The following is a 14,935-nucleotide window of genomic DNA, read 5'->3' as shown; positions in this document are numbered from 1 at the left end:
GCTGACAGAAATTATAGTACCACAATTTTTAAACTTCGTCAACAACTTTTTTTATAAAAAAATGCATATTCGATTTGAACATGCATCTTCTCCCTTTATTTATAACGTTTCCGTCGTTTTTCTTTCTATAACTTTTCCTTCTGAATTTGTAATTGTCACTCTAATTTTTTTCCCTTTTAATCCTTCTATCCTCATCGCATTTTCCAATTTAGATTTCCCATTTCTTTTAGTTCTATCAAATTGAGCTTCTAAAGTTTGAGCTACTGTCCCTCCAGCCCCTAAAACCTCTATTTTTTGGTTCAGTAACTCTGAACTATTTCCTTTTGAATCAGAGTCAGCTGTTACTTTTAAATTAGAAGTTTTTGAATCATAAGAGATTTTTAAATTTGAAATATTTGTTCCTTTGTTTATCTCACCATAATAACCATAAACACTTATTCCAACCTCTGTAATCATTTTTATCTGAGCCGCCACTCCTGATCCTGCTTGAGTCTCTAAATCTTTTAAAGGAATCTCTTTAAATACAACATAGCTTTTATATTCCCCAGCTTCCATGTTTCCTTCTGGCTTTATTCTAAATCTAACTATTTGTTTTCCACCAGGCTTAATCGCAATCATTTTAGGATATAACTTAATATGCTCATTTAAGCTATACTTTTCATATTCCGGAGCTGTTTCTAAAAAACTCTCCAATCTCATAGGTGAAGTAGTATTGTTAATTAGAGTTATCTCATTTGTATTAACCCTATCTAAAACTATTTCAAACCTTGTTGGTGCAACGCTAAAATTAAATGCATAACTCATCGTAGCTATTAAAAAAAATAGTGTTGCTATTAAACTTTTCTTTCTTTTCATTCTGTATCACTCCATTTCACTTAATAATTTATCATATTTTTCATACTTTAAATTCCTATTAAACTTTTTAAATCTATCAACTATCGAATCCTTCAACTCTGTATTTTTAGCAATAATATTACCCTTATCATCCAACTCATTTCCTTTTGAGAAAGTAGTTTTTTGAGCAATCAATCCCGCTTTATCATATATGATTACATCGCCATCTTTCAACCCATTGTTATAATTTACAATAGTTTTTATATCTCCTGTTTTATAGAAGAACTTCCAAACACCATCTCTTTTATTGTTTTTATACTCTCCCTCTAACATTTGCAAACTATCTGCTGAAAATATTTTCAACTTTCCTTCAATTTTACCATATTTAAAAGTAGTCAATGTTTCTAAAACTTCACCTTTATAGAAAAAAGTTGCTTCTCCATCTAAAAGCCCATGTTTATACTCTACTCTTGTTAAAAGTTCTCCATTCTCAGAATATTTAACCAATTTTCCATGTAATATACCATCTTCTAAGTTTTCATACTCTTCCATATTTTTATTTTTATAAAAATATGTCCATTGACCATTAGGTTTATCGTAATTATACTTTACTACAGCTCTTGTATCGCCATTTAAATATTTTATTGTCCATGTACCATGTTTTATTCCATTTACATATCGCCCTTCATAACTGTACCTTTCATCCTTATCATCAAAAAAACCTTGGAAGACTCCATTTTTAACTCCGTTTTCGTACTGCTCTTTTATCCCCTCTCCTATTAACTCTCCAGAAAAAGGTGATTTTTCATTCACTATATAGACAATTTGATTTTTCAGTTGTTTTTTACTTATACTTTCTTTTCTTGAGTTAGAAAAGGAAAGATTAAATAGCAAAATATTTGTAATTAAAAATCCTATAACGCATTTTTTCTTCAACCTCTCTCTCTCCTTCTAAAAATTATTTAAAATATCTTCAAGATCATATCCATCATCTTCATCATTTTCCATATCAGAGTCACCTTCAGGTTCCTCAACTACTTCTCCTCTATCGACAACGACATCAAACCCTTCAAAATATTCACCCTCATCTTCTTCTTGAAGTTTTATATTAACATCTAAACTTTCTTCAGAAAATGTGACATTATCACTTCCTAAGTATATAAATTTCATTTTATAACTCCCTGGTAAAACACTTTCAAAAAAGAATAATCCATCAAACTCAGGATCTATCTCTTGATATAACTCTCCATCTTTTTCTAACGCAATATTTGTCATACTCAGAATTCTTATAAGCTCTTGTGACGATATGCCTTCGGCTGGAATAATATTCCCTGTTACCATCGATACCGCTTGTACACCCACATCATATTTAGTTCCTATTGAAGCTTTTGTTTTCACTTCTCTTTTATCTATAACTTGTGTAAGCATCGGATCGATACTTTTTCTATCGACTTCTATTTTATAACTCTGTAAAGGTAGCAATCCATTTGCAAAATAGTTTCCATTTCTATCCGAAGTAACTCTTTTTCCATCTATAATAAGAGCTACATCTGGTAAAAGTGTTTCTCCTTCATCAAAAATACCATTATCATTAGAATCTATATATATTTTTCCATATATCCAAGAGTTATCAACCTGTCTGTCTCTAACATCTCTTTTAACATCTCCTAAGTCAAAGACTTTTTCAGCATTTATACCAACAGTATAATCTCCAGCCTCTCTTCTTGACATAGGAAGTTCTAGATATATATAATCGTCAAAGTAAATTGTAAAATCTAATAAAAATCTACTTTTCTCCTCTTCATTATATTTTATTTCACTACTAAAAACATATTCTATAGAGGTATCTTTAAATCTATTTCGTCTTCCTAAAAATTTTAAAGAATAATCTGTTTCAAACTTTTTATCTCCCTCTATATTCGCTTGTAATATTGTCGTAAATTTAGAAATTCCACTGTAACTTATTCCCGGGTTAAAACTATATCTTTTTTTATTTTCTTCATCAAAATTAACCTCAGCATCTAAGAAAAATGAGTAATTTCTAAATCCTCGATTTTCTAAACTTACATAATATCCTGTTTCTTTTTTTAACGTTTGATTACTTATCTCCTCTTGGTAACCCAATCCTAACCTTGTATTTACAAAGTCTCTTGATATTCCAATAGAGTTATACTCTTTTCTACCATCTTCATACCCTAAATAATCCGAATATCTAAAATGATTCAAGGTTAAATTATACTTTTTAATTTTTTGACTCATTCTCAACTCATAACTATTTTCAATCTGTTCATATTCATAAAAATTTTGGAAATTAATTAATATCGGATAACTTGAAAAATCCATTCTATAAATCAATTCATTTTTTAAAACACTATATTTTCTTCCACCTACGGATTCAACTTCTAATAACCCAACTCCTAAAGTAAAATTTTTAGTAGCTCCATAACTGATTTCTCCAACTATTTGTGTTTTTTCTTCATCATCTCTATCTTGACCACCTTGAAAATTATAACTCCATTGATTTTTATTTAAGATTTTAGTATCTCCTACAGTATAAACTTTTCTATTTTCAATCTGTCCATTAGTATAATATATTTTTAAAGAGTAATCTCCACCATAACTTCTATCTCTAACTTCAAATATAAAATTTTTCTCTGTTGGTCTCTTATAATCTAACAGAATATCATTTTGATATAACTCAATAACATCAGCACCTTGAGCTTCTCCTTTTATTGTAGTCACATTTCCAGAGGTTGAACTATACGTATTTTTTTCACCAAAGCTAACTCCTCTTAGCGAACCACCTATATTTAGAAAATCTGGAGATTTCAGATAAAAGTCACCAATTATAAAATCGTTTTCTTCATAAACATTATTATAAGTTAAATTTGTATTTCTAACTTCAGAGTCGGGTTCTAGGTTATAGTTTATATAAAAATCCCCATATAAAAATTGTGTTCCATACTCTAAGTTAAATTGTCTATTTGTACTTTTAATATCATTCATAGAATACCCTAATTTTAAAAGACCCGGAGATAAAATCTTGGCTTCTGGTTCTACATAATCAACTTTTTGATTATCTTTTTTATCATTTAATCTAAGTCTTTCAACTTTACCTCTTTCTCTTATCTCAAAAGGTAATATAAATTTAGGGTTTAATATCAATTTCAAATCTTGGCTAGACCAATTCAATTCTCCAAAATCAAAACTTTTTTCTACACCTTCTAAATTTACATAAAGATCACCATCTAGTATAAAACTTTTTCCAACTTTTATGTTATTCTTATACTTTTTCTCATCTATTTGATATTCTACGACTTTTTTATCTAAATCAATATTTACAGAGTAAATCTCTAAAAAATAAAATAATCCCTTTATGGGTATAAATATCTCATCACTTTCAAAGTCATATCTTACCATAAAAAAATCATCTTTAAGACTTTTACTTTTTATTTCAATATAAGCTTCTTCATATTGAGTGATATCACTTTGAGGAAACACCTTTTTAGAAATTATCACAGAAAAAATAGCTACTGTTAAGTACTTAGCTACCTTTAAACTATTCATTAATCATACCTTACCTTTATAGTTAAATCTCCACTATACTTTCCTGATGGTGCATTTTTTGTATCATTTATATCCCCTCTGAAAATAATCTCACTTCTTCCATTCGAACCTATTCGACCTCTATGATCATCGCCACCTACAGGCTCTAATCCTGGAGTTGTAATCAATACTTTTAAAACACCTTCTCCAGAACTATTTTGTATCTCTACTTCTTTAGGATAAGAGACAATTATATTTTTATCCTTTTCCCCTTCTACATCTAAAATTCCATGTGTTGAATTTACAGTAGACATCTTTTGTCCTTGTATTCCCACACCAAAATTCATAGGTATAGTTTTTATTTTCAAGCTTTTCAAGACATTTATTTCTAAATCAATATCTATCTTCACTTTTTCGTTATAGTTATTTTTATGACCAGTTATATTCAAAGATAAATTTGGACTTCTATATAACCCTGATAAACTTTGGTCTGCTCTAACTTCAACAATAGTAACTACTGACAAATCTAAATTACCACTACCAAATCCAGTAATCTCTTTTTTTTCTTCATCCACGTTTCCCATCGAAGAATTTATCTCCATTTTTTTTACTCTTAAAGACTCTGTATGATAATTATTTTTAACATCTATAAAACGCCCTTCAGCTAATCTACCAAAGTCATATGAAAGCTTTGTTAATCCTCCAAGTCCTGTTAAATTTACTTTAGATGTAACTATCACTAAATTTTGAGTTCTTCCACCTACTATCTCTCTTTTTTCATAAAGCCTCGTAGTAGATGCATTTATTGCTCCAAAAAGTTTAATACTAAGGAGTATTAAAAAAATTATAACTTTTTTCAATTCCCAACCCCCTTTTTATATACTTACTCTAGCTCTTTCTATCGCAACCTTTTCTCTATGCACTAGAGGAATATATGGAATATTTTTTGAAATTAGATATACTATTTTATCATATATCTTATCCCTATCTACTTTTTCTCTTTCATCTTTCAGTATCTCTAAAAATGGTAATGTCGCATTGTACATTCCCTTATCACCTATATCATGAGCTATTACTCTTCCTAAATTATATATTAAATATCTTTCATCAAATATTATATTGTATATTGCAATTTCATAATCCTGTTTTTCCATCTTCATCAAATAGGCTTCTTGCTGATACGGAGAAACTACTATTTTCATTCCCTTTTTCTCTAGCTGTCTTTTTAAATTGTTAGCAATCTTTAAAGATAAGTCATCATTTAAGACCGTTATCTCAATCTCTTTTCCTTCAAATATATCTTTTACTTTTTTCTCAGAATCCCTACCATTTTTCATTAAAGATAGTTTTGCATCAAATAAAGTTCCTGGGAAAAACGTATTTGTAGCTTTCTCTTCAAATATATTTTCTATTAATTCATCCCTATCGATTAACTCGTTTATACTCTCACGAACGTCTCTACGTTCAAAAATTTTATTTCTTTTTCCAAATATTATAGCAATAGTGTCCAACTCTTTATTTCCATCACTAATAACACTTTTATCTATAATACCCTCTTCTTTCCACTCATCTATCTGTTTTGGTGTTATATCTAAAACTACATCTGCAGCATCATTAAAATATAGTAACGCTCTTTTTCTATCGCTCACTTCTGATAAAATCTCTATTTTATTTCTTCCGTTATTTTTTTTAAAATAATTCTGATTCTTCAATAAAACAATCTCTTTGTTTGTAATTTTATCTATTTTATAAGGCCCCGTTCCATAGATTTTTCCATCTACCTCTTTTGTGATAGAGCACATATAGTATGTTAACATTGATAAAAATAGATTATTTCTTCCTTTTAACTTTATTTCTAATTTTGTCTCAGAAAGAACTTTTACATTTTGAATATCATTAAAAAAATCTTTAAAAACACCATTACTTAGCATTCTATCCAAAGATTTTTTTACATCTACAGCTAACATTTTATCTCCATTATGGAAATATATATTATCTTTTATTTCTAACTCTAAAAGTCTATCATCTTTCCAATCCCAAGCTTCTACTAAATTCGAAACAACATCTCCGTTCGCATTGTAAATAAACAATGTATCGTATAAATAGTTTACCATTCTTATTGAATACTGATCTTTCATGTAAATAGGGTCTAACGTTGCTACTTTTACAGCTTGAACCACCCTCAAACTTTCGTTATCTGCACTCTCTATCTCACTATATTGATTAAACTGCAAATCATCAAAATATAGTTCTGATTCACCAAACGACAATGTCATTACTAAAGTAAATAGAATTAGGTATACATATCTCCTCAAATTTTCACCTCTTAAAACTATTTATTATTTTTTATTGCTGAATAAAACTCTGTTGCTAAATCTAAAGATTCCTTATTCTCTTCATAAATTTTTTCAAACTCTTTATCACTACCGATAAATACATCAACTAGTATAGGATCAAAACTTCTTCCCTTATCTTTAATTATAACTTCTAAGGCCTCTTCATGTGACAAAGCTTCCCTGTGGAACTTCTTTTGTCTCAAGGCATCGTACACATCCACAATTGAAACTATTCTAGCTTCCAACGGAATATCTTCTCCTTTTATTCCTAATGGATATCCACTCCCATCCCATTTCTCGTGATGATATCTTACGATATTTTCTGCTACACTACCTAATTTTAATTTTTTTACTAAATCATATCCTATCTCAACGTGTTCTTTAACCTTTTTAAACTCTTCCTCAGTTAATTTAGACGGCTTTTTTAATATCTCAGACGGTATAGCAACCTTCCCAATGTCATGAAGAGAAGAGAATCTTTTTATACTTTCTCTTGTTTCTTTTGGTAGATTTACTTTCTCAGATAATAAAGTTGAATACATTCCTAACCTTTTTACATGATCTCCTGTGTCTTCATCATTCAATTGATTCGCCATCTCTAAAACCTCTATTAAAGAGAAGCTTAACTCTTCTGCTTTTTTTCTATTTTTTTCTGATTTTATTATTAACACGATCAAGACAATTATGAATATAAATACTGGTATTGATATTTTTAAAATCAATTTATAATTCTGTGTAACTATTGAATTCTTTAAAATATCATTATCTATTACAGTTTTATCCACCGTAAAACTTTCTAAAATATTCTCCATCAAACTTGATAACTCAGGTTTACTTTTATTAACCCCAAAACTAACTCCAAATGAATCATTCAATATTCCTGCAACTTTTATTTTGTCGTCTAAGAAGTTATTACTTATCACTCCTGTAAGTATATTAAAATATCCTACTAAATAGTCGCCCTCTTGATTTAAAAGCTTATTTAATCCCTCTTCGTATGTATCAACCTCTTGAATTCGACTATTTTTCAAAATACCACTTAAATACGTGTAACTATAGTCTCCTTTTAAAACAAGTATTTTAGCTTTATCTAAATCAGATAAATTTTGAATAAATCCATCTGATTTTCTATTTGCTACAGATAGTTTCATTTCATAATAAGGTTTTGTATAGTTTGTATCTTTTTTTCCAACCCAGTTTTCAATAGCTATTCCTTCTACATCATACTCTCCATCTTTTACAAATCTAACTGGAACACCTAATATTTTTTCTATCTCTTTTACTATATTTACAGTTAAGCCTTTATAGTTATTTTTTTGTTCATAGTAAAATGGAAGCATAAACTTATCCTTACCCAATCTTACCTTTACCTCTTTATAATCTCTTATAACCTTCTCATAACTCGGTGTATCTTTCAACAAATACTTATAAAATGATATTCTATTTTCAGATAAGATTTGTTGAAACTCCTCGCCTTGTAATTCATCTAAATTTTTCTTTGTTTTTTCATATAACTCTTTTAAGCTTTTCTTCACAGCTATCTGTTCGTTATACTTTATATTCTCTAGAAGTTTATACTCTACATCACCCGCATTTTTATCATACCAGTCCTGTGCAATAAAAATTTCTACTTCTCCATTTTTTAATTTCTCTAATCCTTCATCCACATTTTTTACTTCAACTTTATCTAAAGTCAAATTAGAATATCTCTCTTTTATCTCTTTTATTCCATGCTGTCCTGGAATATAAGCTACCTTCAAATGCCTCGCTTCACCTAAATTTGAAAAGTTTGAATTTTTTCCAACTATAACACCTACTCTATATATCATTGGTGTATCTAAATAATTATACTCTTTAATTCCATCAGAAGTTTCGATAGTTCTTAACATCATATCACTATTTTCCCCATCTAATAAAACCTGAATTTCTTTTCCTTCTAAAACTTTTTTCAATAACTCTACGTAAACACCTTGGTATTCTCCTTTCTCCAAGTCATTATACAAATACATATCTGTCGTATTTGAAGGCACTGTTATCGTTATGCTATCTCTTGAAAAACTGAAACACCCCGTAATCAGCATTAATAAAACTACTAACCTTTTCATCTATCCTCCTTTAATTTAAAAAAAATAAAAAAGCTGCAATAATCACAAAGACTATTGCAGCTGGCTGCCATTTTAAAGACCCTATAGCTTTGCGTCATAGAGTTTCCTCTATTTTGCCACTTATAAACGTATCTTAATTATAACCATTATAATCAATACGCCCTACAAAGTCAATAATTTATATCTATTTAGAATAATTTGGTGCTTCTTTAGTTATTATTATATCGTGAGGATGGCTTTCTTTTAGTCCAGCTCCTGTTATTTTAACAAATTTCGCATGAACTTTTAAATCTTCAACCGTCGCTGTTCCACAATATCCCATTCCAGCTCTAACTCCTCCACACATTTGGAATATTACATCCTTCAAGCTTCCTCTATATGAAACTCTTCCTTCAATTCCTTCTGGAACTAGTTTTTTAGCATCATTTTGGAAATATCTATCTTTCGATCCTCTTCTCATCGCTGCCATAGATCCCATTCCAACATATACTTTATATTTTCTTCCTTCGTATATGATCTCTTCCCCTGGTGCTTCTGTTGTTCCAGCTAAAAGTCCTCCTAGCATTACACAGTCTGCTCCTGCTGCTAAAGCTTTTACCATATCTCCAGATAACTTTATTCCACCATCAGCGATAACTCCAATTCCTTTTGTTTTACACACTTCGTAAACATCATTTACTGCTGATAACTGAGGAACTCCTACCCCTGCTACAACTCTTGTTGTACAGATAGACCCTGGTCCTACTCCTACTTTAACAGCATCTACTCCTGCATCTATTAAGTCTAAAGCTGCTTCGGCTGTTACTATGTTTCCTCCAATTATATTTAAAGTCGGGAACGCTTCTCTAATCTCTCTTATTTTTACCATAACACCTTTTGAATGTCCATGAGCTGAATCCACTGTTATAATATCTACTCCAGCTTCTACTAAAGCTTTAACTCTTTCTAAAGTATCTGCTCCTACTCCTACAGCTCCTCCCACTCTTAATCTTCCTTGAGAATCTTTACAAGCCATTGGATACTCAACTAAATTATCTATATCCTTTATTGTAATTAATCCCTTTAACTTTCCATCTTCATTTACTATCGGTAATTTCTCTATTCTATTTTCTAATAATATATCTTTAGCTTGCTCTAAAGTTGTTCCAACAGGAGCTGTTACTAAATTTTCTTTAGTCATTATATCACTAACTAACTGATCCATATCTTTTCTATATTTTAAATCTCTGTTTGTAATAATTCCTATTAAAGAACCGTCTTGCTCAATAACTGGTAATCCAGAAATTTTATATCTTCTCATTATCTCTTCTGCATGCCATACAGTTGAATCTTTTGTTAAAGTTACAGGATTTTTTATCATTCCGCTTTCGTTTCTTTTTACTCTATCTACTTCCGCAGCTTGATCCTCTATACTCATATTTTTATGAATAAATCCTATTCCACCTTGTCTAGCTAAAGCTATTGCCAAGTCTCCTTCTGTTACAGTATCCATTGCAGCACTTAGGACTGGAATATTTAATTCGATATCCTTTGTAAGTCTTGTTTTTAAACTAACTTCATGTGGTAATACCTCAGATTTTGCTGGAACTAGTAGTACATCATCAAAAGTAATCGCTTCTTTTATTATTTTTCCATTCATCATTTTTCTATTCCCTCCAATTTTTCTCAATATTTTAAATAAAGACCTGCACTTTTTTTTAGTATTGTGCAGGTCTTTTTTTATTTATTTTCGTTATTATAGCACATTTTTGAGCCTATGTCATTTCTAAAAAACATTTTTTTGCATTTTATTTTTTTTACATCTAAATATGCTCTCTCTTTTGCCTCTTCTAGAGTATTTCCGTATGCTACCACCGACAAAACTCTTCCTCCATTTGTTTCTAATCTTCCCTCTTTTTTTCTTGTTCCCATATGGAAAACCAGGGACTCTAAATCTTCAGGAATCTCTATTTCACTACCTACAGTTGAGGATTTTGGATAATTTTCAGAAGCCATAACAACAGCTACTGTGTATCTATCATCCCACTCTAACTGGACCTCTTTTTCATCCATCAAATTTAAAATCGCTTCAACAAAATCTGATTTCATTCTCGGAAGAATACCTTCTGCTTCTGGGTCTCCAAACCTTGCATTAAACTCTATAGTTTTTACACCATCTTTTGTTAACATAATCCCACCAAACAAAAATCCTTTAAATGGAATTCCATCTTTTTTCATTCCAGACGCCATAGGTTTTAAAATTTTCTCTAAAGTTTCATTTACAACAACTGAATCTATTTTTCCTACTGGTGAGTATACACCCATCCCTCCAGTATTTGGTCCCTCATCATTATCATAAGCTCTTTTATGATCTTGAGCAACTTCTAGAGGAATTACCACATCTCCATTTGTTAAAGCTATAATTGAGAACTCAAATCCATCTAAGTACTCTTCTATTACAACTTTATTATTCGGAATAGAAAAAGCTATCTCTAAAGCCTCTATCGCTTCAGCTTTTGAAAACGCAACCGTCACACCTTTTCCAGCTTTTAACCCATCCTCTTTAATTACAATAGGTGCTCCTTTTTCTTCAACATATGCTTTTGCAGCATTTAAATTGTCAAAAGTTTCATACGCTCCTGTTGGTACGTTATACTTTTTCATCAACTCTTTTGCAAAATCCTTACTCGATTCAATTCTTGCTGCTGCTGCAGTAGGTCCAAATATCTTAAGACCTCTTTTTTCAAACTCATCTACAACACCTAGTGCAAGAACACTTTCAGGTCCTACTATAGTCAGATCAATTTTTTGTTCTTGAGCAAATATAGCCAATTCATTTATATTCTCTTCAGGGATATTTACTAAAGTTCCAATATTTTCCATCCCAACATTTCCTGGAGCTATAAATACCTCTTTAACTAGTTCACTCTCTTTTACCTTCCATGCGATTGCATGTTCTCTTCCACCTTTTCCAATTACAAGAACTTTCATAAACTCCTCCAAAATTAATGTTTAAAATGTCTTACCCCTGTAAATACCATAGCTATACCATGCTTATTACACTCTTCTATTGATAATGAATCCTTTATTGATCCTCCAGGTTGAATAATTGCCTTAATTCCAAACTTTGCAGCCATCTCAACCGTGTCTGCCATTGGGAAGAAAGCATCCGAAGCCATTACAGCACCATTACATTTTTTTCCACCTTGCTCTAGTGCTATCTTTGCTGCTCCAACTCTATTCATTTGTCCTGCTCCAACTCCAATAGTTTGATTATTTTTTCCAACAACTATTGCATTTGATTTAACATGTTTAACTACATTCCAGTTAAATATTAAATCCTCTATCTCATCTTCTGTAGGCTTTCTATCTGTAACACAAACAAGTTCATCTTTAGAAATATTTTTCTCATCAAATTCTTGAATTAGTGCCCCATCCATCACAGAAGTAATTTTCTTTTTATTTACGATATTAGAGTTTAGCTCCAACTTCATCACTCTTATATTTTTCTTTTGAGTTATTATTTCTAAAGCCTCTTTTTCATATCCAGGTGCTATAACAATCTCTAAAAATAACGCCGATAACTTTTCTGCTACTTCTTTTGTTATAACTGAATTAGCTGCTACAATTCCACCAAAGATTGATACTTTATCAGCTTCATAAGCTCTATTCCAAGCTTCATCTATATTTTCTCCACTTCCAACTCCGCAAGGATTCATGTGTTTAACCGCTACTACTGTTGGCTTAGTAAACTCTTTTAAAATTTCTAAAGCTGCATTCGCATCTTGAATATTGTTATATGATAACTCTTTTCCGTGAAGCTGAACTGCATTTCCTATTGAATATCCTGCAAAACTACTTTTATAGAATCCTGCTTTTTGATGTGGATTTTCTCCATATCTTAAATCCTGAACTTTCTCATAAGTTACAGTTATACTTTCTGGAAACTCCTCTTTTACTTTCGAAGTTAAGTATTCCGCAATTAAAGTGTCATAAGCCGAAGTGTGTCTAAAGACTTTTGCAGCTAACCTCTCTCTTGTTTCTGCTTCTGTATCTCCTAATTTTTCAAGTTGCTCTATTACAACCTCATAATCTTTTGGGTCTACAACTACAGTAACTGATTTATAATTCTTAGCTGCCGATCTTAGCATGCTCGGTCCACCGATATCTATATTCTCTATCAACTCTTCGTGAGTTACTCCTACTTTAGATAATGTCTCTTTAAATGGATATAGATTAACAACAACCATATCTATCATTTCTATCTTATTATCTTCTAAAGCTTTCAGATGCTCTGCATTATCTCTAACACAAAGTAAAGCCCCGTGAACATTTGGATGCAATGTCTTTACTCTTCCATCCATTATCTCTGGGAAATTTGTAATATCTGATATACTTAAAGTTTTTATACCAGCCTCGTCTAATGTTTTCTTTGTTCCCCCTGTAGAGATTACCTCATACCCCAAAGAAACCAATTTTTTAGTAAATTCTACAACTCCAGTTTTATCAGATACACTTATTAACACACGTTTCATCTATTTATTCTCCCTTTTTAAATAACTTTGTTAAAATCATTGGATATATTCTATGTTCTACTTCATGTATTGCTTTTTTCAAATCCTCTAAATCCCAAGAAGGTTTTATATCTACTCTTTCTTGATATATTATCTCTCCAGTGTCAACACCACTATCTACGTAATGAATTGTTACCCCTGTCTTAGTTGCTCCGGCTTTGAATGCATCCCCTATCCCATCTTTTCCAGGAAACTCAGGTAGATAAGCTGGATGAATATTTATTATTTTATTCATATATGCCTCTAATAAAACCGGAGAAATTATTCTCATATAACCTGCTAAAGCTATATATCCAACCTCTTCTTTTTTTAAAATCTCAATTATTTTTTCTTCATACTCCATCTTAGTATTAAACTCTTTTGGATTTACAAAATAGTGAGGTATACCTAATGCTTTTGCTCTTTCAATTGCAAAAGCATCTTTTTTATCAACAATTAGAAGTTTTACTCTATACCCTCTACCTTCTCCACTATTTTGAGCTTCTACTATCCTTTGGAAATTACCTCCATTTCCAGAGGCGAACACCGCTATATTTACCATTTAATTTCTACCCCTGATGTTTTGCTAACTTCTCCTAAAATCATAGGATTTTCTCCTAAAGAGTTTAATTTAGATATTAAATTTTCTTTTTCATCTTTAGAGATTACAAATATAAATCCAACACCCATATTAAAGACATTAAACATCTCTTTTTTAGGTACTCCACCTTTCTCTTCTAAGAACTTAAAAATCTTTAATTCGTTCACATTTTTACTATCGATTTCTACTCCTAAACCTTCAGGTATTATTCTTGGAATATTTTCATAGAACCCTCCACCAGTAATATGACACATTCCTTTTACAGCAACTGATTTTAAAACCTCTTTTACTGTTTTAACATATATTCTTGTTGGAGTAAGTAGCTCTTCTCCTAAAGATTTTTCAAAGCCTTCATAAGTTGTTTTTAAATCTAAGTTAGCATCTTTGATTATCTTTCTAACTAAAGAGAAACCATTTGAGTGAACTCCACTAGAAGATATTCCTATAATTAAATCTCCCTCTTCTATTCCCTCTCCTGTTATTAACTCTTTTTTTTCTACAGCTCCAACAGTAAATCCAGCTATATCATAATGTCCTTCGCTATACATCCCTGGCATCTCAGCTGTTTCTCCACCTATCAAAGCACACTCAGCTGCAACACAACCATCAGCTACACCTTTAACGATACTTTCAATCTGCTCTGGGTAATTTTTTCCAACCGCTATATAATCTAAGAAGTATAGTGGCATAGCTCCTTGAACTAAAACATCATTTACACACATAGCTACAACATCTTGTCCTATTGTGTCATGCTTATCCATTTCAAAAGCTAACATCAATTTTGTTCCAACACCATCTGTTCCACTAACTAAAACTGGCTCTTTCATTCCTAACTCAGATAAGTCAAACATTCCTCCAAAAGCACCTAAACTATTTATCGCTCCTCTTACTTTTGTTCTTTCAACATGACTCTTTATTCTTCTTACTGATTCATATCCTGCTTCTAAACTTACTCCAGCTTCCATATATTTATTACTCAAT

11 protein-coding genes and 1 riboswitch are annotated in these 14,935 nt (G+C 30.9%); all 11 genes read right to left on the bottom strand.

Features of this window, described 5'->3' with window-relative positions; genetic code table 11:
• Positions 1-99: 99 nt before the first annotated feature.
• Positions 100-855, bottom strand: coding sequence for a fimbria/pilus periplasmic chaperone (locus Q0O83_RS10280; RefSeq protein WP_294096805.1), 756 nt, complete (start codon positions 853-855; stop codon positions 100-102).
• A gap of 6 nt (positions 856-861) precedes the next feature.
• Positions 862-1,770, bottom strand: coding sequence for a toxin-antitoxin system YwqK family antitoxin (locus Q0O83_RS10275; protein ID WP_294096804.1), 909 nt, complete (start codon positions 1,768-1,770; stop codon positions 862-864).
• 15 nt (positions 1,771-1,785) lie between these two features.
• Positions 1,786-4,401, bottom strand: a complete 2,616-nt coding sequence (locus Q0O83_RS10270) for a hypothetical protein (protein ID WP_294096802.1) — start codon at positions 4,399-4,401, stop codon at positions 1,786-1,788.
• Positions 4,401-5,240: a hypothetical protein gene (locus Q0O83_RS10265; RefSeq protein WP_294096799.1), complete on the bottom strand. Its 840-nt coding sequence runs from the start codon at positions 5,238-5,240 to the stop codon at positions 4,401-4,403. The genes Q0O83_RS10270 and Q0O83_RS10265 overlap by 1 nt, the downstream gene beginning before the upstream one ends.
• 15 nt (positions 5,241-5,255) lie before the next feature.
• Positions 5,256-6,695, bottom strand: coding sequence for an ABC transporter substrate-binding protein (locus Q0O83_RS10260; protein WP_294096797.1), 1,440 nt, complete (start codon positions 6,693-6,695; stop codon positions 5,256-5,258).
• A 17-nt stretch (positions 6,696-6,712) separates the two neighbouring features.
• A complete protein-coding gene (locus tag Q0O83_RS10255) occupies positions 6,713-8,821 on the bottom strand; it encodes an HD domain-containing phosphohydrolase (RefSeq protein ID WP_294096794.1) in 2,109 nt (702 codons plus the stop codon).
• A 52-nt stretch (positions 8,822-8,873) separates the two neighbouring features.
• A riboswitch (cyclic di-GMP riboswitch) is annotated at positions 8,874-8,949 on the bottom strand.
• 56 nt (positions 8,950-9,005) lie between these two features.
• On the bottom strand, positions 9,006-10,463 hold the full coding sequence (gene guaB, locus Q0O83_RS10250; RefSeq protein ID WP_294096793.1) for an IMP dehydrogenase: 1,458 nt from the start codon (positions 10,461-10,463) through the stop codon (positions 9,006-9,008).
• 77 nt (positions 10,464-10,540) lie between these two features.
• Positions 10,541-11,791 (bottom strand): phosphoribosylamine--glycine ligase, encoded by a 1,251-nt coding sequence (purD, locus tag Q0O83_RS10245; protein ID WP_294096791.1) that lies wholly within the window; start codon positions 11,789-11,791, stop codon positions 10,541-10,543.
• A gap of 14 nt (positions 11,792-11,805) precedes the next feature.
• Positions 11,806-13,335, bottom strand: coding sequence for a bifunctional phosphoribosylaminoimidazolecarboxamide formyltransferase/IMP cyclohydrolase (gene purH, locus Q0O83_RS10240; protein WP_294096789.1), 1,530 nt, complete (start codon positions 13,333-13,335; stop codon positions 11,806-11,808).
• A gap of 4 nt (positions 13,336-13,339) precedes the next feature.
• Entirely contained in the window at positions 13,340-13,915 is a 576-nt protein-coding gene (purN, locus tag Q0O83_RS10235) for a phosphoribosylglycinamide formyltransferase (RefSeq protein ID WP_294096787.1), read from the bottom strand.
• Entirely contained in the window at positions 13,909-14,934 is a 1,026-nt protein-coding gene (gene purM / locus Q0O83_RS10230; protein ID WP_294096785.1) for a phosphoribosylformylglycinamidine cyclo-ligase, read from the bottom strand. Before purM ends, purN begins: the two co-directional genes overlap by 7 nt.
• Between the last annotated feature and the right edge of the window lies 1 nt (position 14,935).

Source organism: uncultured Cetobacterium sp. (genome assembly GCF_945952365.1).
In the GTDB taxonomy this organism is placed as follows: domain Bacteria; phylum Fusobacteriota; class Fusobacteriia; order Fusobacteriales; family Fusobacteriaceae; genus Cetobacterium_A.
Note: the sequence above shows the minus strand (reverse complement) of the source record. Positions and strands in the feature narration are given on the sequence as shown.